24 protein-coding genes are annotated in these 20111 nt (G+C 38.2%); 2 read left to right on the top strand and 22 right to left on the bottom strand.

What is annotated here, in order from left to right:
• Positions 1-6: 6 nt before the first annotated feature.
• From DWY37_RS10935 to DWY37_RS10905, 8 genes are all read right to left on the bottom strand, one after another.
• Positions 7-324, bottom strand: coding sequence for a DUF3837 domain-containing protein (locus DWY37_RS10935; protein ID WP_117698956.1), 318 nt, complete (start codon positions 322-324; stop codon positions 7-9).
• Between the two features lie 138 nt (positions 325-462).
• The gene (locus tag DWY37_RS10930) at positions 463-891 is read right to left on the bottom strand and encodes a stage V sporulation protein AB (RefSeq protein WP_118177149.1); all 429 of its coding nucleotides are present in this window, start codon (positions 889-891) and stop codon (positions 463-465) included.
• Positions 881-1525: a stage V sporulation protein AA gene (locus tag DWY37_RS10925; RefSeq protein ID WP_117698958.1), complete on the bottom strand. Its 645-nt coding sequence runs from the start codon at positions 1523-1525 to the stop codon at positions 881-883. The genes DWY37_RS10930 and DWY37_RS10925 overlap by 11 nt, the downstream gene beginning before the upstream one ends.
• The gene (locus DWY37_RS15840; RefSeq protein WP_156454679.1) at positions 1522-1677 is read right to left on the bottom strand and encodes a hypothetical protein; all 156 of its coding nucleotides are present in this window, start codon (positions 1675-1677) and stop codon (positions 1522-1524) included. Before DWY37_RS15840 ends, DWY37_RS10925 begins: the two co-directional genes overlap by 4 nt.
• 64 nt (positions 1678-1741) lie before the next feature.
• Entirely contained in the window at positions 1742-2617 is an 876-nt protein-coding gene (locus DWY37_RS10920; RefSeq protein WP_117698959.1) for a PfkB family carbohydrate kinase, read from the bottom strand.
• Between the two features lie 17 nt (positions 2618-2634).
• Positions 2635-3618 (bottom strand): SIS domain-containing protein, encoded by a 984-nt coding sequence (locus DWY37_RS10915; RefSeq protein ID WP_227700321.1) that lies wholly within the window; start codon positions 3616-3618, stop codon positions 2635-2637.
• An 18-nt stretch (positions 3619-3636) separates the two neighbouring features.
• Positions 3637-4881, bottom strand: coding sequence for an MFS transporter (locus tag DWY37_RS10910; protein WP_158561532.1), 1245 nt, complete (start codon positions 4879-4881; stop codon positions 3637-3639).
• Positions 4882-4894: 13 nt separating this feature from the next.
• Positions 4895-6451 carry an amidohydrolase gene (locus DWY37_RS10905; RefSeq protein WP_117698961.1) on the bottom strand — a complete coding sequence of 519 codons (1557 nt, stop codon included), beginning with the start codon at positions 6449-6451 and terminating at the stop codon, positions 4895-4897.
• 245 nt (positions 6452-6696) lie between these two features.
• Here DWY37_RS10905 and DWY37_RS10900 point away from each other — a divergent pair, with 245 nt between their 5' ends.
• Positions 6697-7422, top strand: coding sequence for a GntR family transcriptional regulator (locus DWY37_RS10900; protein WP_117699199.1), 726 nt, complete (start codon positions 6697-6699; stop codon positions 7420-7422).
• A 98-nt stretch (positions 7423-7520) separates the two neighbouring features.
• Here the strand turns inward: DWY37_RS10900 and DWY37_RS10895 are convergent, their stop codons facing one another.
• The 7 genes from DWY37_RS10895 to DWY37_RS10865 all read right to left on the bottom strand — a co-directional run bounded on the left by DWY37_RS10895 (position 7521) and on the right by DWY37_RS10865 (position 15142).
• Positions 7521-8117 carry an ECF transporter S component gene (locus DWY37_RS10895; RefSeq protein WP_118057245.1) on the bottom strand — a complete coding sequence of 199 codons (597 nt, stop codon included), beginning with the start codon at positions 8115-8117 and terminating at the stop codon, positions 7521-7523.
• A gap of 291 nt (positions 8118-8408) precedes the next feature.
• A complete protein-coding gene (locus DWY37_RS10890; RefSeq protein WP_117699200.1) occupies positions 8409-9452 on the bottom strand; it encodes an electron transfer flavoprotein subunit alpha/FixB family protein in 1044 nt (347 codons plus the stop codon).
• Between the two features lie 27 nt (positions 9453-9479).
• Positions 9480-10262 carry an electron transfer flavoprotein subunit beta/FixA family protein gene (locus tag DWY37_RS10885; protein WP_022244337.1) on the bottom strand — a complete coding sequence of 261 codons (783 nt, stop codon included), beginning with the start codon at positions 10260-10262 and terminating at the stop codon, positions 9480-9482.
• A gap of 81 nt (positions 10263-10343) precedes the next feature.
• On the bottom strand, positions 10344-11498 hold the full coding sequence (locus DWY37_RS10880) for an acyl-CoA dehydrogenase (RefSeq protein WP_022244336.1): 1155 nt from the start codon (positions 11496-11498) through the stop codon (positions 10344-10346).
• A gap of 27 nt (positions 11499-11525) precedes the next feature.
• Positions 11526-12398: a 3-hydroxyacyl-CoA dehydrogenase family protein gene (locus DWY37_RS10875; protein ID WP_022244335.1), complete on the bottom strand. Its 873-nt coding sequence runs from the start codon at positions 12396-12398 to the stop codon at positions 11526-11528.
• Between the two features lie 132 nt (positions 12399-12530).
• On the bottom strand, positions 12531-13715 hold the full coding sequence (locus tag DWY37_RS10870; RefSeq protein WP_117841801.1) for an acetyl-CoA C-acetyltransferase: 1185 nt from the start codon (positions 13713-13715) through the stop codon (positions 12531-12533).
• 176 nt (positions 13716-13891) lie between these two features.
• Positions 13892-15142 (bottom strand): cell wall hydrolase, encoded by a 1251-nt coding sequence (locus DWY37_RS10865; protein WP_118542362.1) that lies wholly within the window; start codon positions 15140-15142, stop codon positions 13892-13894.
• Positions 15143-15333: 191 nt separating this feature from the next.
• On the opposite strand from DWY37_RS10865, the gene DWY37_RS10860 reads away from it, so the two are divergent.
• Positions 15334-16551, top strand: a complete 1218-nt coding sequence (locus tag DWY37_RS10860; protein WP_117947692.1) for an HD-GYP domain-containing protein — start codon at positions 15334-15336, stop codon at positions 16549-16551.
• Between the two features lie 87 nt (positions 16552-16638).
• Here DWY37_RS10860 and DWY37_RS10855 read toward each other — a convergent pair whose 3' ends face one another.
• The 7 genes from DWY37_RS10855 to DWY37_RS10825 all read right to left on the bottom strand — a co-directional run bounded on the left by DWY37_RS10855 (position 16639) and on the right by DWY37_RS10825 (position 20107).
• Complete coding sequence (locus DWY37_RS10855) at positions 16639-16962, bottom strand: hypothetical protein (RefSeq protein WP_117841798.1); 324 nt, start codon at positions 16960-16962, stop codon at positions 16639-16641.
• A gap of 21 nt (positions 16963-16983) precedes the next feature.
• Positions 16984-17655: a PoNi-like cognate immunity protein gene (locus DWY37_RS10850; protein WP_158575684.1), complete on the bottom strand. Its 672-nt coding sequence runs from the start codon at positions 17653-17655 to the stop codon at positions 16984-16986.
• 38 nt (positions 17656-17693) lie between these two features.
• Positions 17694-18170: a hypothetical protein gene (locus DWY37_RS10845; protein WP_118544504.1), complete on the bottom strand. Its 477-nt coding sequence runs from the start codon at positions 18168-18170 to the stop codon at positions 17694-17696.
• Positions 18171-18200: 30 nt separating this feature from the next.
• Positions 18201-18536 (bottom strand): hypothetical protein, encoded by a 336-nt coding sequence (locus DWY37_RS10840; RefSeq protein ID WP_118544505.1) that lies wholly within the window; start codon positions 18534-18536, stop codon positions 18201-18203.
• Positions 18537-18567: 31 nt separating this feature from the next.
• Positions 18568-19275: a PoNi-like cognate immunity protein gene (locus tag DWY37_RS10835; protein ID WP_118544506.1), complete on the bottom strand. Its 708-nt coding sequence runs from the start codon at positions 19273-19275 to the stop codon at positions 18568-18570.
• Positions 19276-19415: 140 nt separating this feature from the next.
• Positions 19416-19628: a hypothetical protein gene (locus DWY37_RS10830; protein ID WP_022243000.1), complete on the bottom strand. Its 213-nt coding sequence runs from the start codon at positions 19626-19628 to the stop codon at positions 19416-19418.
• Between the two features lie 2 nt (positions 19629-19630).
• Entirely contained in the window at positions 19631-20107 is a 477-nt protein-coding gene (locus DWY37_RS10825; protein WP_118544507.1) for a hypothetical protein, read from the bottom strand.
• Between the last annotated feature and the right edge of the window lie 4 nt (positions 20108-20111).

Below are 20111 nucleotides of genomic sequence, written 5' to 3'. Positions count from 1 at the left end.
CGCTTCCTATTCCTGCCACAAACGCTGTTCTGTCTGTCCCTCCTGAAATAATTCACGCATTTGTTCATCTAGTTTATCATCCGGTTCGTAATCTTTTAACATCCGAATCAGATGCTGCTCCCGCACATCATCTGTCAAATAGTCTGCCAGCATCCGGTTGACCTCTTCAATTAACTGCTGTGGTTGTAAAATCTCTGTTGCCATATTTCCGGTCAGTTTGTATGCAAGACCTGCCGCATAATAGAATTCATAGTTTCCCATCATGATAGATGCCTGCAGATTACATTTGATTACAACACTCTGACGTGCAATTGACTGTATCATTTTTTCACTTCTTCCTTACGGATTTTTATATTTTCATTTTATAACATTCCACGAAAAACATCAACCCTAGCCGCATATTGTCCTACAGACTTCTCCTGTAGATTCCCCTATCGTTTAAGGAATTGCCTGCCCTGTGATTCAGGAATCCGACAGCTGTCTTATGAAATAGAAAAGTGCCCCAGCCATTTTTCCAAATGCCATAAATAAAAGAATCACCCACAATCCGGTCTTTACCTTAAGCCGCCGGAATATAACCGGAAAAGTCTTTAATATTTCAGCCAGTGCAACTGCTACACAGCCCACAAAGAAACCGGCACAGATACCGTATACTCCTAAGAAAATATGTCCCAATGGAATTCTCATTGTAAGAAAGACCGACAAAAGATTGCCTCCGATTCCACCCAGCACGATCATATTTTCATATAGATAAATCCTTCCTGCCGTCTTGGATTTACCAATCATCCGCGGGATGATATTAAGCATGATCAGGAATGCAAAGGTTCCTCCAGCCACCGCAGCGCCGGCGGTCAGTCCTGCCAGTCCTAGGAAAACATGTCTAATCCACATCAATCGTCTTGCCTCCCCGTCCGCAGTTGGCAATGTAAGTATCATCTACATCTTTTTCGTACTTACGCATCTCCACCTGGATTGGTGTCGGATCATTGGTTATTTTACTGTTGCCAAAGTGATTAAAGAAAATGATAACACCAATCGGCAGACCAATACTGTAGCAGATTTCCAGTTCTGTAATCCCCGATGACTCCTTCCCCATCACCTGATAATAGAGTTTCTGGAAAAGCTCTGTCACTGAAATATCATTATTAAATGCCATAATCGTAAATGCTGCCCCGAAGAAAATCAGGATACATAAAATGCTGGTTTTGATAACCTCTGATGCTTTGCCCGGCTGTAGTTTGGGCTCATATTCTATGACGAAATCCGCTTCTCCTTCATTGGTAATATTTACATTCGGATACTGTGCCTGTATCATTTCAATTATTTTTAATGAAGTCATCACCTGAACATATTCTGTCTTTTTCGCCTTCTGTGGAAAGGAATAAATCTTCATCTGCTTTAGCTGGCGTATCATTGCGGTATCTGTTCCGGTCATCTTTGCAACATCCGACAATCTGACATTGCGGTCTCTGACCACGGAATTCTTTTCGATTTTAATATAAAGACTTGTCTGCTGACTGCTCATGAAAATGGCATCCTTTCTATAAATCTGGTTACAAATGTTCCTTCTCCTTTTGCACTTTTATCACCATTCTCATTCGCATAATAAAGAATGCCTCCTATCACTGCAAGAATCACCAGTGAAAGGAGGCAGATACGATACGTTTTATATTTCATGCCATTCCTCCTTGCTTACTGCATTTTCCGGAATAGTATGTGTTACGATTCGTTTTTTATTCTTTTATTTTGTTTTTAAAGCATCTATCTGAACTTCCTTTCCATGTCCAAAAGCACCCTCCATTTGGCATACTTTTGCTGCAAACTTTGCAGCCTCTTTTATACTCTCTTTGATTGAAACATTATCATCTATACCTTTTTTCTTACGGTCAAGATAACCTACCATAAAAGTTGTAATAAGTGAGTCTCCTGCACCCATAGTATCTATTGCTTTTTCAATCGGATATGCCGGTTGCTCAAAAAACTCATTATTTGCATAAAGCATACAACCTTTTGCGCCTCTGGATGCACACACAATTTTCGGTCCATAAGAGGCTACTTTCTTAAGGTGTTTTTTTACTTCATCATCCGTTCCATCAAAGGAGCAAAATGCATATGTTACTAATGGTGCTATTTTTTCATAATATTCCGGTTCAGAATCATCCGAGAAATCAAAAGATAATGGAAGTTCGGCTGCTTTAATCTTTGGAAGCTGTGACTCCATATAACAGTAATTTCCACTGTGTACCAGATCAAATTCTGCAAGATATTCCAAGTCAAATTCATCCAGATCATAAATATGTCTGCTCCGGACTCCACCTTCATTATAATCTAAGAATACACGGTCACCATCTTCTAAGGTACATCTGGAATAACCATTTTCTCCCTCAATTTTCTTACACTTTACCAGTTCAATCTGTTCTTCCCTCAACGCAGAAATAACATGATCTGCATTTTTATCAGTACCAAAATAGCCCATATAGGCACACCTTTTTGCACCAAACATTTTGGCATACACAGCAAGATTTACACAATTTCCACCTGGATACTGTACATTCTCGTGAGTATAAATATCTACCACGTTATCCCCAAAGCCTACCACACTTACGTCATATTTCATACTGTTTCTCCTTTCGTCTAGTACTCTACAACTCCCATATACCGGCGCATATCCAATGGGTGTCCGCTCTTATTCTGAATTGCAGTACGGTATAACACGCTCATTTCATAGAACAATGGAGCATTAAAATAATCTACGCAGGAATCATCTATTGCATCCATTCCACAATCTGCTGCATCAATAATCTCATATTTTTCCGCATATTTATTTAAAAATACTTCTGCTCTTTCATCAATCATTCTTGTTTTTCCTACCGATTTTAAGAGGATATAAATATGGTCTTTATCTGTTACCTCAAATGGTCCATGGAAATATTCTGCGGAATCAAGATAACAGCAGTCCATCCACTGCATCTCCTGAAGAGAACAGATTGCAAATCCGTATGCCTGTGCATATGCAGAACCGGATGCCATAATATATAAAAATGGTGCATTATAATAATGTTCTGCAAAATTCCATGCCTTATTCTGAAACTTCTTTGTTGCATTACGGATAATTGCATCGCATTTAGTGATTCCATCCTTCATTCCTTCATAAAGTTTATACTCCGGCTCCTGTCTGTGAATCAACTCATTTATAATACTGTAATTTAATCCTAATGGTCTATCCTTCTGTAATGTTTCCGGCTCCCAATCATAGACAATTGCATGGAATTTTTCACTGTCGCAGGCACTGCCCGGTGTATGTGTATATGTAATTACAAATGCACCTTCCTTTACACCAAGTTCTGCTGCTTCTACCGTTTCTTTTGTATTTCCACCATGTGAACAGATAATGACAACAGAGTGTTTTCCAAGTTTCTTTGGAGGGGTTAAAACAAATTCTTTACTGGTAATCCACTCTGCTGTCATGGTGGATGATTCTCGGTTAATAAAGTAACATGAAGAATAAAGGTCAACCAGAGAGCCTCCACAGGCCACAAAATATACTTCACTGATTGTTCCATTTTCCTTTTCAATTATATCAACAAATTTTTCTACGTTAAATTCTGATGCATGCATTTTTAAATACCTTCTTTCTTAGTTATTTTTCTTAATCAGTTTTCTCATTAAAATTGTTATAGCCATACCAAGTACAGCAGTTCCCATCAGGAAGCCAAAAATCATTGGATAAGCATTATTTCCAAATTTATCCATCCACTTTCCAAAAATTATATAGTAAAAAGAATCTGGCAAATATCCGATAATAGATGCAATTCCAATTACAGTTCCTGCATATATCGGTTTAAATTTACATTCCTGTAATCCCGACCAGATTACTCCGTAAAGCATCATACCAATTGCACTTGGTAACAAAGAAACAATTGTTGCCAGTACCGGACTGATGTTGGATGGCATTATCAATACTCCACCATAAATCACAATTGTAATTCCAAATGCAGTAATATACCATTTTGTAGAAGATTTAAAAATCTTATCTACGATAATTCCACCAATCGGACATAAAAGGTTCATAAGATTACTTCTCACAATACTGATAAAAGATGAATGTACCAACGGTATACCAAGTACATCCGTCAGATATGGTGAAAAATAGGATACACTTGTATACAGACCATATGCACATAATACCATCAGTGAAAAGAGCCAGGTCATCGGATTCTTTAACGCTTCACCGACATATTTAATTTTAAATTCTTCATCAGAAGATTTTGTCTGTGTAATACTTTTTTCTTTAAAAAATATCATTGTCAGAATTAAAGCAACTGCTGTAAATGCTACCATTGCCCATACTGCAATACTAAAGGAAGTAGATGGGTCATCTGATAAACGGCTTACCTGTAAACATACTGCATTTAAAATTGCAGAAATAATACCTGATGCAGCATAATAAATTCCATAACACATTCCCTGCTCTTCTGCTGTGCCAACCTGACCTACTGCTTTGGTTATTGCTGCCCAGAATACAAAAATTGTAGACACACCAAGTCCAGCCCATAATACGCAGGCTACTGCAAAATTCATGGTAAGTGCATAAATAATTCCGATAACTACAGAACCCAGAATAGAGCCTACTAGACATTTTTTCACAGACCACTTATCAGCTAATATTCCACCGGGAATCAATGTAATCGTATTTGCTGCCGCATAAATTGTCATTAAAATTCCTGACTGGGTATTTGTAATTCCCATAGCTGCAATCTGCTGATCATAAAACACATATCTGATATAAGGGAAACAATACATAACTGCATTTACAAGTCCCAGAATAAAAAGTACCCATAACGTTTTTGCACTCAAATGTGCTTTTGTTTTGTCACTCATCGCAAAACCTCCTTTACCTATTCTCCATTTCTTTATAAACATCCTGTCCAGCACATATGGTTCTTAAAACATGTGCCTTTCGAATTTCTTCAATATCTGTTTTGAAAAGATTCCTGTCAAAAACTACTATATCAGCCTGCTTACCGCTTTCCAGCGTTCCTAATATATGTTCCTGTTCCATGGCATACTGGCTTCCAATTGTCCAGGTTTTTAACATTTCCGGTATTGTCAGACCATTTTCCGGCTGAACCGGTTCTTTTCCATCTGCGGCATAGGTTCCGCATCCATAATAAATTGCCTCAGGTATATCCGGTATTAACATCGGAAGATCCGTTGCACCACTTAAAATCACACCATGATCTGCCATTGAACGATAATTCATATAACGGCTCCGCCTGCTACCAAGTTTTTCATCATAGTCTTGTTTCCAATTTTCACAGGAATCCAACTTATAAACCTGTGTATAAATCTCACCAAATACTCCAAGCTGTGCCATTTTTTCTTCGTCCACTGCACCCGTCAATTCCAAATCAGTAATTCCATGTCGATTCTTTAATCTTCCATTTTCCTTTTCACATTTATCATAAATCTGAAGAATTTTATGGAAGGAACCATCCCCTTCAGAATGCAATGTAAATCTGAATCCTTCACGGTCTGCTGTAAGTACATCTTCTTCTAATAATGCATAATCAATATTCTTTTGGCAACAATAATCTTTTCCCTCATATGGCTCCATCAGATCTGCCTCTTCTGAGACAATCAATCCATCTGTCATCTGATTATAACCGGAAAACCTTAAAAAATCAGAATGATATTTCTTCTTCATTTCTTTTCCATATGCTAAATCCATTTTCTTTCCTACTGGTTGTGACATAAAGGAAATCCGAAGGCTCAATTCTGCTTTCTGTTCCAATTCAGCCAATATATCTGTAAATCCATAAAAATTATCAAATCCCATTTCTTTTACAGATGTTATCCCATGGCTGTTTAACATAGACATATATGCCTTAAACTGTGGAATAATAAAATCTCTATCATTCAGATAAATTTTCATAATTTTATAAATTGCCTCTGAACTTCCGCATGTATCTGGTGTAAACCCAAACACTTCTTCTGCAACTTTGTTCATAGCACAATACCCATGTCCAGCAGTAAATAAAATAACCGGTCTTTTAACCTGTTCCAATTCACCTCCCTTATTTATTTTTTCTGCCAGCTCCGGTTGTAAATGATTTCCAAATAAAACGACCGTCTCCGGATTCATTTCCAGATTTTCTGATAACCGTTCAACTATTTGTTTCAGATTAACTGCTTCTGATAAATCCACACCAAGATAATCCACTACATATCCTGTGAAAAATGTATGGGTATCACCAAATCCCGGGCAAATGGTTCCCTCTCCATAGTCCACAACTTCAGTAGATTCACCTACCAGTTCATTTGGGATATCTCCACATCCGACTTCAAGAATCTGTTTTCCTTTTATTGCCACATATCCTGGATATGCCTCTTCTGAAACAGAATCAAAAATACAGGTTGATTGAAATATCTTGTCTGCTTCTTTTTGCATTTTTCCACCTCCTTTTGTTAAATTGATTATATCATCATATAACGTTATATTGCAATATTGTTTCTTTTTCTCAAATCACTTTCAGCATTCTCAACATTTTATTATCTATTTTTTATACTTTCCCTTTACTTTTTATTACTTTTTATACAATTTTTCACATAATCTTTTCAATATGATGTTTTTTAAATTCATATTGTTATGCAAAACATTATATGTTATTATAATGTTTGTGAGGTGATATTATTATGAAATTGAACACAACCAGTGATATACCACTGTTTGAACAGTTAAAAAATGATTTACTCGAACAAATAAAAAAAGGAATTTATATTTCCGGTCAGCAAATCCCGACAGAAACTGAATTGTCTGAACTATATCATGTGAGCCGTATTACCATAAGGCGTGCAATTACTGAATTATGTAATGAAGGGGTCTTAATTAAGAAACAGGGAAAAGGAACCTTTGTAAAAGAGCGGAAAATTTTTCGTAAACTGGAACATACTCTCAGTTTTTCCGATGCATGCAAAGCCAATCAAATGGAGGCATCTACTATTGTAACCAAACGTGAAGTCATACCATATGAACAGTATCATCTTGATAATGCTGAACTCTTTGAGGGCGATTCTATTGTTTATATCCAACGTATTCGATATGCAGATGCAACACCTATTATGATTGAGAACAATTATTATCCATGTCACAAATTTTCATTTTTGCTGACAGAACCTTTAGATAGTTCTCTGTATCAGCTATTTCGTGAAAAATATGATATCTGCATTGGTTGTTCACAGAATTCTTATATTGATGCAGTAAAAGCCTCAACGGAACAAGCCAATCTTCTTCATATTTCACCCGGTGACCCATTGTTTCTTTTTCATACAGAAATGTATGATATTCACAATGAGCTCATCCATGTTGGATATGAATATATCTGTGGCAGTAAATACCGTTTTTGTTATGACAATTCATAACTTCATTCTTATATTCAGCAAATTTCCAGCATACAAAATGCTCTGTTTTCTAATTACGAAAACAGAGCATTCCTCTTTTTATCTGAAGCAGATATTCTTTATTTATTTTTCATTGCAACCTGTAATGCCTTGGTAATTGCACTTCCTACCACGAAACAGGCTGCTGCTTCAATCAGTCCGTTTACACCTACAAAGGCAATGACAAAACGGAATGGATTTAAGCCGCCTGCCAGTGACTGTATGTAATCGGAGCTGAAGAAAAAGATTACCAGTGTTGACATGAAGAAAAAGGTATTTAAGATTGGACCTGCCAGGTTGGCAATTAAAATCTTCCAGTTCTTCATTTTCGGAAATTTGGATAATCCCTTATAGATAAGTCCGGTCAACCAGCCCATCAGAATTCTTGATACTACACATACCACGAAGGTTCCGAATGGATTGATGCCAAGAAGTACTGCTCCAAAAGGACTCATTCCAAAGCACTGGATAAAGCTTGTGATTCCAAATACTGCTCCTAATACTGCTCCACCCAATGGTCCTAAAATAATGGCACCAATTGTAACTGGAACTACAATCAATGTAATTTCCAGACCAAGTGTCTTAATATAACCAAGTGGGGTAAAAGCCAGAATCAGAATGATTGCAACCAACAGAGCCATCTCAACGAGTTTCACTGTTCTGCTACTTCTATTCATAGTCTCTTCCTCTTTTCTGCATCTGTCTGCCGATGCCACAATATTATTTGTCTGCCACACTGCCAAAACAGTTTCCTGCAAACCTTGTTTAGAATACCACTTTTTTCCACTGTATACAATGTATGTACCCAAAAAAATACCTGCGGTTTAACTACAGGCAACATACTTTGCAAATTTCCCTCTAAGCACATAAAAAGGGCATCACACAAATCTTCCGGTTTGCATGACACCCTTTTATCACACATCTCAAATGAGACTCATCCAAGATGAAATATTACATCCGTAAACGGATTATTTTGCAGCCATTTCCTCTTTTAAAGCTTTTGTAAGAGCTGGAACGATCTTGTTTAAGTCTCCTACTAAACCGTAATCTGCAACGTCGAAGATTGGAGCATCTTCGTCTTTGTTGATTGCGATGATGAGATCAGAATCTTCCATACCAGCTACGTGCTGGATTGCTCCGGAAATACCGATTGCAAAGTAAATCTGAGGACGAACTGTCTTTCCTGTCTGACCTACCTGTAAGTCAACTGGAAGCCATCCATTCTCTACAACTGCACGGGAGCAGCTTACTGTTCCACCAAGAACTTCTGCTAAGTCCTCTAACAGTTTGAAGTTTTCTTTAGAACCAACTCCACGACCTCCGGATACTAAGATCTTAGCGTCCATGATGTTTGCTGTATTCTTAACTTCTTTTACGATATCCATGATTTCAACATATCTGTTGTTTGGTGTAAATCCTGGATTGAACTCGATAACTTCTGCTTTTGCACCTTTGATTGGAGCAATTTTCTGCATAACGCCCGGACGTACAGTAGCCATCTGAGGACGGTTATCCGGACAAGCAATTGTTGCGATGGTATTTCCACCGAATGCAGGACGGGTCATCAGTAACTGATTGTGTTTCTGCTCCTGGTTTCCAACCGGATTGATTGGAAAATCACCAATCTCAAGAACAGTACAGTCAGCTGTCAGACCTGTTGCAACTCTTGCAGATACAGTAGGACCAAGGTCACGACCGATTGCTGTTGCACCAACTAACATAACTTCTGGTTTGAATTCGTTGATTACAGATGCTAATGCATGTGCATATGGCTCTGTTCTGTAGTTCTTCAGTTCCGGATCATCTACTACGATAACTTTATCAGCGCCGTACTCAGCAAGCTGATCTGCAAGACCTTTCACATCAGAACCAATTAATACTGCAGTTACTTCTGTATTTAAATCTTTTGCAAGTTCTTTGCCCTTTCCAAGTAACTCAAAAGCAACACCATTTAATGTGTTGTCTACCTGCTGTGCAAAGACAAATACTCCTTTATACTCTTCTAAACCCATTTTATTCACCACTTTTCCTTATTTTTATTAGATGATATGTTTCTCTTTGAATTTGCCAATTAAGTAAGATACTGCTTCGTCGGTATCGAGAGCAACCTTCTCGCCTGCACCTTTACGAACTTTGTCAGATGCTTTTGCGATTTTGGTCGGTGAACCTTTCAGACCAAGGTTAGAATCATCTACGTCTTTAAGGTCAGCTCTGCCCCATACAGTTACTTCTTTGTCAAATGCATCGAAGATTCCGCCTGGAGTCATGTAACGCGGCTCGTTTAATTCAGATAATGCTGTCACTAAGCAAGGCATTTTTGCTTTTAATACATGATATCCATCTTCAAACTGACGCTCAACGATTACGCTGTCACCTTCTACTTTGATATCCTGTGCATAGGAAATAACCGGAAGTCCAAGATGCTCTGCGATCTGAGGACCAACCTGTGCGGTATCTCCATCGATAGCCTGACGACCTGTGATAATTAAATCATAGTCAAGGTTTCTTAATGCACCAGCGATTGTAGTAGAAGTAGCCCAGGTATCTGCACCACCTAATACACGGTCTGTTACAAGGATTCCCTTGTCAGCGCCCATTGCCATTGCTTCACGAAGAACTTCATCAGCCTTTGGAAGTCCCATGGTAAGTACAGTAACTTCTGCACCGTACTGATCTTTTAATCTTAATGCTGCTTCCAGACCTGCTTTGTCATCTGGGTTCATGATAGTGAGCATTGCAGCTCTATCCAAAGTACCATCCGGATTAAATTTTACTCCGCCTTTTGTATCTGGTACCTGTTTTACACATACAACTATTTTCACGGTATATTCACTCCTTATATTTTTAATTTGTGTGCGCCATGATTTTTCGTTTAAAATCCTTTTGCGCCGATCTGTCAGAAACTATTTTAATAATGCGCCAGAAATAACCATTCTCTGAACTTCGCTTGTTCCTTCGTAGATCTCTGTAATCTTAGCATCACGCATCATACGCTCTACATCGTATTCTCTGATGTATCCGTATCCACCGAATAACTGAACTACTTCTGTAGTAACTGCCATTGCGGTTTCTGCTGCGAATAATTTTGCTTTTGCTGCTTCTACAGAATATACCTTCTGTGTTGCTTTAGCCATAGCAGCTTTGTAAACCAGCATCTGAGCTGCTTCAATTCTGGTTGCCATATCAGCAAGCTTGAACTGGGTATTCTGCTGCTGAGCGATAGAACGACCAAACTGTTTTCTTTCTTTGGTGTATGCAACTGCTCTGTCTAATGCACCTTCTGCAATACCAAGTGCCTGAGCTGCGATACCGATACGTCCGCCATCCAGAGTATGCATAGCGATTGGGAATCCTTTTCCTTCTGGTCCTAACAGATTTTCCTTTGGAATTCTGCAGTCTTCGAAGATTAACTCGTATGTAGATGATCCACGGATACCCATTTTCTTTTCTTTTGTTCCGAAGGAGAATCCAGGAGCTCCCTTGTCCACGATGAATGCAGAGAAGTTCTTCTTCTTTCTTCCTCTCTTATCTTCGGTAACACTTGTGATTGCGATTACGATATAAACGTCTGCAACTTTACCGTTTGTAATAAAGCATTTAGATCCGTTTAATACCCACTCATCACCATCTAATACAGCCTTGGTCTGTGCTCCCTGGGCATCTGTACCAGCACCAGGCTCTGTTAATGCGAATGCGCCAAGCTTCTCACCTGTTGCAAGTGGTTTTACATATTTCTGTTTCTGCTCTTCTGTACCGTAAGTCATAATTGGGTCGATACAAAGAGAAGTATGTGCAGATACGATAACACCTGTTGTACCACAAACTTTAGATAACTCTTCTACACACATAACATAGGTTAATGGGTCACATCCCTGTCCGCCGTACTCCTTTGGTACCGGAATTCCCATGAAACCAAATTTTGCCATTTTATCAACTGTTCCCTGTGGGAATACTTCTGTCTCATCAACTTCCTGAGCCAGAGGTTTTACTTCGTTTTCTGCGAAATCTCTGAACAGAGTTCTCGCCATTTCATGTTTCTTATCTAAACTGAAATCCATGTTCTGAAATCCTCCATAAATTTTATTTTACTGAGCGTCAACCGGGGTCTTTGTACGGTCAGCGTTGTATACATAGAATCCTTTTCCGCTCTTAGCGCCGAGGTTACCACCACGAACCATTTTACGGATTAATGGACATGCACGATATTTGCTGTCGCCTGTCTCGTTGTAAAGTACATCCATGATTGCAAGGCAGATGTCAAGACCAATGAAGTCACCTAACTCAAGAGGTCCCATTGGATGATTTGCGCCAAGCTTCATAGCTGCGTCGATACCTGCGATATCAGATACACCTTCCATTTTGATAAATGCAGCTTCGTTAATCATTGGGATTAAGATACGGTTTACTACGAAACCTGCAGCTTCATTTACCTGTACCGGAGTTTTTCCGATTTCTACAGAGATTTTCTTAATAGCTTCTACTGTTTCAGCAGGAGTATTTACACCAGCGATAACTTCGATTAATTTCATTCTGTCTGCCGGGTTGAAGAAATGCATACCTACCATTGGACGGGTAAGACCATTTCCGATTTCTGTAATAGAAAGACTGGATGTATTAGAAGCAAAGATACATTCTGGTTTAGCAATCTTATCAAGCTCCTGGAATGTTGTCTTCTTAACGCCCATATCTTCAAATGCTGCTTCTACGATTAAATCGCAGTCTGCGCAAAGATTCTCTTTTAAACCTGGTGTGATTTTAGCAAGGATTCCGTCAACAGTTTCCTGTGTCATTTTTCCTTTTTCTACCAGTCTTGCATATCCTTTTGCGATTTTCTCTTTTCCGCCATCAGCCCATTCCTGCTTGATGTCACAAAGAGCTACTTCATATCCTTCTACCTGAGCAAATGCTTTTGCAATGCCCTGTCCCATGGTACCTGCACCAATAACGCCAACTTTCATGTTAGTCCTCCTTAAAAACATATGTATTATATTTACCCGAAAACGAAAGTCTTCTGGGTTATAACTTGCAACGCAAGACCCGAGAAGCGTTTTACACTTCCCGGGTATATTTACTTATTCAGAAAGAGTGAATTAGTCTCTCTCAACAATTGTTGAGCAGCCCATTCCACCACCGATACACAGAGTAGCAAGACCCTTCTTAGCGTCTCTCTTCTGCATCTCATGAAGCAATGTAACTAAGATACGGCATCCAGATGCTCCAACAGGATGTCCAAGTGCGATTGCACCACCATTTACGTTAACCTTAGACATATCGAATCCAAGATCTCTTGCAACTGCGATTGACTGAGCAGCGAATGCTTCGTTTGCCTCGATTAAGTCGAAGTCATCGATAGACATTCCGGTTCTTGCAAGAACTTTCTTTGTAGAAGCAACAGGTCCAACACCCATGATTTCCGGCTCAACTCCGCCAAGTGCTCCTGCAACCCATGTAGCCATTGGTTTAACACCAAGCTCTTTTGCTTTTTCTTCGCTCATAACAACGATTGCTGCTGCACCATCGTTGATACCGGAAGCGTTACCTGCAGTAACAAGTCCACCCTCTTTACCAGAGCAGCATCTTAATTTGCTTAATGACTCAGCAGTTGTGCCTGGACGTGGTCCCTCATCTGTGTCAAACATAACAGTTTCTTTCTTAACCTTAACAGGTACAGGAACGATTTCGTCTTTGAATCTGCCTTCAGCAATTGCTTTTTCACATTTCTGCTGGCTGTTTGCTGAGAACTCGTCTAACTCTTCACGGGTAATTCCGTATTTGTCACATACGTTCTCTGCTGTAATCATCATATGATAATGATTAAATGCGTCTGTTAATGCATCATTTACCATGGTATCGATAATTGTTGCATTGTTCATACGATATCCAAAACGAGCTTTTGTCATAGCGTAAGGTGCCATAGACATGTTCTCCATACCACCTGCAACAACGATGTCTGCCTGACCAGCCATAATCATGTTTGCAGCTTCGTTTACACATTTCAAACCAGAACCACAAACTACGTTTAATGTAAATGCAGGAACCTCGATTGGTAAACCTGCTTTGATAGAAGCCTGACGTGCAACGTTCTGTCCCTGTGCTGCCTGGATTACACATCCCATCATTACTTCATCAACCTGTTCTGGTTTAACACCAGCTCTGTTTAATGCTTCTTTGATTACGATTGCGCCTAAATCTGCGGCTGGAGTATTGCTTAAAGCTCCTCCCATTTTACCGATTGCGGTACGACATGCGCCTGCTAAAACTACTTTCTGTGCCATTTTCTCGTCTCCTTCTGAATTAAATTTGCCTTTTACTATTGTTATTTTTTTAACAATCTTTTGTAAAAAAAATAAAAGAAAGCCTTTCCGGCTCTTTCCCGACAATCTGATGTTATCATAGAAAGGGGATTTTTGCAAGTGAAACTTGCTTTATTGAGCCGGATTTTCAGCTTTCCTTAATAAAATACATGGTTTCCGATTACAGTTCCATTAATCAGTCCGTTGTTTCTGCGGAAATATAAGCAGTTTAAGGTTCTTGTGCCTGCTAACACTTCTGTGGCAGCCTGCACACAGGACGCATCTGCCCCGGATGAAAGCACTACTGCGAAACGACCGCTGGCTACCGGTGAGAACTGCCCGCTCTGATAGATGACACCTACCACGGTATCCGGGAAATAACTGCTGTCCACACGGTTCATGACCACGCTTCCAACGGCAAGCTTCCCTTCATAGCTTTCGCCGCCTGCTTCGCACTGGATCAGTGCTGCCAGCATGGCAACATCACTGGCATTCACTGTCCCCCCACCGGAAGCATCGCTTCCTGTGGTATTATCCCCGGTGGATGTCCCATCCGGATTTACATTATTATCTGAAGCATCTGGCTGCTGACTGTTAATAAGTTCCTCTTCCTGACGCTTAATCTCCTCCTGACGGGCAGCATCTTCTTTCGCCTTCTGTGCCTCTAATTCTTCCTCATAGGCTTTCTGTCTTGCGATTTCCGCATCTGTGTCTGCTATTTCCGTCTCTGCATCTGCAACATCCGACTTTGCTGCGCTTATTTTTTCCTGCTGGGCTGCCACCAGACTGTCTGCCTTGCTCTTCTGCTCCTGCTTCGTCTGTTCTGCCGCAAGCAGTTCTTCTTTTGCCGTCTCTAAATCTTCCTTCTGCTGTTTTAATTCAGCCAGTGTATCCTGATAATCAGAAAGCTCCTGCCTGTCATAATCATAAATAGATTTGGCATATTCCATCCGGTTTAAAAAATCCGAAAAGGAGCTTGATCCAAGCAGCAGCTCCAGGTAAGACTGATTACCATTTTCGTACATATATTGTACTCTTTTCTTCATGGCTTCGTACTGGCTCTCAGAACGTGTTGTCAGCTCTGCAATCCGGCTTTCTGCTGCTTCAATCTCCACATTTTTCGCCGCAATTTCATCCTGGGTATCCGCCAGTTCGTTGCTGATTTCCTGCAATCCATTATTTAATTCCGTCAGTTCATCGGAAAGATTTATCTGATATTCTTTCAAGGAATCAAGCTGCGACTGCTGTTCCTCTCTCTGACGTTCCAGTTCTTCCACGCTGCTTCCGGTGTCCTTAGATGCCAGATCCACTCTTTCCTTGGTGCCGGTGTCTGCCTGCACCGTCATCTGTATCAGCAGAAACAGTATCAGCAATGCGGAAAACATACGTTGTTTACTGTTTTTCTTCATATCTTTATCCTCTTTTATGGATTTATCACGCCTCTTGTTTTCTTCCTTTATTATAGACGGCTTTCTTATGAAAATGCAACGAAAAACTACACTTCTTTTTCAATCCCAAGATTGTTTTTCCTCTCTGCTTGTGCTATATTTGAACTAGGAATTTTAACGGAAAAAACATATTTTGTAAGGAGGTAACCGCTATGCTATTTATACGGACAGATGACTTAAAACCCGGCATGCGTCTTGCTAAACCTATCTATAATAAATTGGGCGTCATGCTTTATGACCGCGACACCAGACTGACCCGGCAGGGTATCGAAAGTATCCGGAATTTCGAGCTGATTGGTATTTATATTCTGGAGCCTGCCGAACCGGTTCCGCCATTATCCGACGAGGATATTGCTTTCGAACAGTTCCAGACCATTTCCATGTTCCAGCTTCGCGACTGCATGGATATGATTCGTAAAGGCAGACAGCCGGACAAGCTTCCAACGCTGGTCTCTTCGATTCTGTCCCAGTATGGCCGTCTTGACCACAAGCTGAACTTTGCGCAGAATTTAAGAAGCTCTGCAGATTATGTATACAAGCATTCCATCAGCGTTGCTATTCTGGTCGCCATGCTGACTCACCAGTTAAATATGCCGGATGATTTTCAGCAGACCTGTGTAACGGCTGCTCTGCTCTATGATTTTGGCTGGCTTTTAGTTCCGACCGAGCTTGCTGAAAAAACGGATCCTTTAACAGAAGAAGACGAAAAGAAAATTCTTGCCTGCCGTATCAAGAGCTTAGATTATCTGAATCCGCAGACTCACAGTATAAAGTTATCACCGGATGCTTTAAGAATCATTACCCAGTTTATTACACTCTCCGCTCCGGAAGAGGCTGCTGACCCATCCAAGATTTTCCGCAGCAGCGGCACAAAGCTTTTACAGGTTGCAGATGCCTTTGACCGGATGACCGCCATGAGCCTAACCAATGAGCCGATTTCCGAAATCGTTGCCATGAAATATTTGCAGGAGTTTCCGGAAAAATATGATACAAAGATTGTCCGTGCACTTTCTCTTTGCATCCACATTCTTCCGAGAGGTGCCTGTGTAGATTTATCCAACGGCGAAAAGGCGATGATTCTTGAAGATAACCCGGAGGATTATTCCAAACCTCTTATCTTACAGTTTACTAATAATGAAATCTTTGATTTGCGTGACCCGCACATCTATGACATTATCCAGATTCAGGATATTATGAAGACCATGGATAACCGGATTGCCATTGATGAAAATACTTTAAAGCATTTTACCTCAGACAAATATATCAAAGATGTAGCCGACCGGTTCCGCAAGCGCCAGAATCAGGCTGCCGCAGCAGCCGCTGCCCAGCCGGCACCAAAGAAAAAGACTGCAAGAAAGAAGCTGGTGTAGGATTATCAATACAGAATAGCCCACATATGTTCAATCCAAGAAAACCTTGAACATATGTGGGGTTCTTTTAAATGGGACAGCTATTATTTAATATTTAAATTCTTCATATAACATTCTGTCTAAGCTATGTTCAGTCAAAAAAAAGAATATCATATCGCAAAACAGTCTCAAATTATCTTTCTCGACTACATAACTTAAAGAGTTTAAAATTCCCTTTTCTCCCTCAACCTCATACTTTATCTTTCTTTCCTGAATTTCATCTTCAAATCCACATATTCCCATCGGAACAACAACATTATACCCTTTATAATTAACATAAACTCTACATTTACTTTCTTCATATTGAACTTTCAATGAACATAAGTCGTTTTCCCAAATATCAAATTTTTCTTTCTTTTGGATTCTCCACATTTCATTTTCTCCACGGGAATTTTATCTTTTATAGTGAACCAAATCATATGGATAATATGGCACATTCTTTAAATTACTGTCATCTAAATTTAATATTTTTGCAATAGCTCCTGCTTCAAAACTCCAGTAACCATAATATATATTCTGGTCACTTTTATGAGCCTCATAACACTCGTATTCTTTATTATACCAGTCCTCTTTCAAATATTTCTCCAATAAATCTGATTTATCTCTTTCTTTAACTAACTCTTTCATTATTTGAAATCTGTCTGGAAATAAAAGTGGTAAATTTGGTTGTTTTTCCCCCATCAGAAAAAGCAACAACCAGTCCTTTACCTCTTTTTCTTTCAGTTTTCTTTTTGTTAATGTAATCAGTTTTTGCTCTATTTCAAATAGGACTGCAAGTGATAGCATCTTTAAATTCTCATTATATGCAACCTGTGAAAAGAAGGACATTATCCACTCTTCATATATTTCCATAAAATCACTTCTTAAACAAGCTATGTTATCTCCCTTAGAATACCTTGCTATTATAATTCCAAGTTTAATACGAAAAATTCCCTGTTTTACTGGCACTAATCTTTCTGGTCTAACTTCTCCGCCATTTACTTTTTTTGTTAATTTTAAAATTCTAGCTGTATCTTCTGCTATGAATTCGTCGAAATATTTTTCACTTTTAATATAATCTCTCATTCCCTGATTTTCTCCATTTGGTATACACCACTGTATCATTAGATAACTTTATTTTCCATCAATGCTTTTTCTATTCGCTGCACCTTTTTCGCATCATCCAGAGTTTTCCACGCATGATGTGTCACATTGGGCATCTCCACACAAATAATTTTTTCCGGCTCAGCCATTAAATCTTCAAAATCATCCGCGGCGCAATAGATGCATTTTTTATGGTCCATTGCAAATTCAATCTCACTTTCCTGTATCCTGTCACAAGTCATGCCAAATATATGTTTAATTATATTTTGTAATTTTTCTTCTGAAAATTCTTTTTGATGCAAATTTAAAATAGATTTCACTTTATCAATAAAATCATTATAAACATCATCTTCCAACAAATTAATATATGCATAACTCATACCGTTATGAAATAGCACTAATCTCTCACCATATGAAAAATCTGACAAATAATAAAATTCATTAATTTTCCCACAATTTGTGCATTTAGCAGCTTCTCTTCTTACTTTTATTTTCATATTCATCCTATAATATATTTTTTATCTTTATCACCAATTTGCTCGATATTTTTCATTTAAAACAGAATCCATATTATTATCAACCAAAAAGAAATATATTTCATCTAAAAACTTTTCTTTATCCTCTTTTTTTATAACAAAATGTTTATCAAATCGGTCGTTGCCTTCAATACGAACATCTTCTATTGATGCCATCTTTAAATCTTCTCCAAACTCCCATATCAACATAGGTATTGTCAAATTAAATCCCTTATAGTTGATATATACTTCATCATCCTCCATCAATTCAAAAACTTTTATTTTTAAATCAATGTCTCTGTTTACATATACCACATAATTCTCTTCCGTTAATTTATCCCACAACATATAAAACGCCTTTTATATCCTCTAATCCAGATTAGATACTATTGCTTTTATAGTGAACCAAATCATATGGATAATACGGTACATCTTTCAAATTGCTGTCATCTAAATTTAATATTTTTGCAATAGCTCCTGCTTCAAAACTCCAGTAACCGTAATACAATTTTTCTTTTGCTTTATGAATATCGTACCATCCCATATTTTTATGTCCCACATACCAATATTTTTCTAAATATTCTTTTAATTTTTCAACTGCTTTTTCTCTATTTGCAACAATATCCGTCAGCTTATCATATGGGAAGCCATAAGAATAGTCTCCTTTCAGTTGTCCTATGTTTCCATTCATTTTGTAATTAACAAAAAATTCCAGCAAAGCATCTTTCCGATTATATTGAGTTACCAAATCCGACAATATACCAAACTTTTCTCTACTTACATCAAATAAAATTGCAAGTGCCATCATCCACAGCATATCAATATAGCTGGAATTACCATTCCAATACAATGGCATATCATTTAATAACTGCATAAAATCATTTTCTAATTTTTCTATATCTTCACCACTAGAATATCTTGCAATAAGTAATTCAAATTGTATCGCATCAATCTTTCTTTTTACCGAATAAATTCTATCTTCTCTTACCTCATTATTTTCTAATTTATTTTGAAATTTTCTTATTCGCTCTGTCTCTTCCAGAATATATTCCGTAAAATATTGTTCATTCATCACTGTATCACGCAATGCCTGTTTCTCCTTAGTAGTGCTTCTCTTATATTATCTCCAACGATGCGCCTTTAAGAATTTATCCGGAATTCTTAACTTCAGTTTTCTTTCTAATTCTTTAAAAAAGACATCAAAATCAGCTTCTTCCATTGTGCCTATTATTTATGCTCTCTTATCATTGAATTAATGCCATCAAAAAAAGCATCCCGAACAATTTCTGTATAATTTTTGTAATCAGGATTATTTTTCATAAGCAAATCAAGCACTTCTTTAAGTTTTCCATCTACAATAATTGTTATTCCCTGTACTTTCTCACCTGTTTTATCATTCTCAAATTCTTCATTTAAAATTGTAACTGTATTATTATCCATTCCTATTCTCCTATCAAATTTTTACCGTTTTCATCCATCCAATATCTCTGTTTTTCTGGTATTTCTTCTGTAAAATCCTGATACTTTCCTATCCAGCCATCTGGAACAAACGCTTCAAAAGATTCCGGTTCAGCATAATACGATATAAATACCCGATTTTCAAAATCTATTAAAATAGATGGATTATATGCTAATTTATCATTATAATCAGATTCCTTCATTAACATTTTCTTTAATTCTTCGGCTGTAATTTTATATTCTTTTATATGATCCCAAAATTGTGTTTTCGACAATTCATTTACTACTTTTATGCCAAATCTGGAATCATCATCAAAAGTATCATTATAGCCTTTCTTACGATATGCTTCTTCTAACTTAGGATAATCTAAAAAGCAATAATCTTTGTCTAAAATATACCACTCTATACAGCCGCACGATTTTATTGCTACTATAATATTTTCTGCATATATTGGTTTCATAATA

The organism is Roseburia sp. AF25-13LB (assembly GCF_003478915.1).
Classification (GTDB): Bacteria; Bacillota; Clostridia; order Lachnospirales; family Lachnospiraceae; genus Roseburia_C; species Roseburia_C amylophila.
Note: the sequence above shows the minus strand (reverse complement) of the source record. Positions and strands in the feature narration are given on the sequence as shown.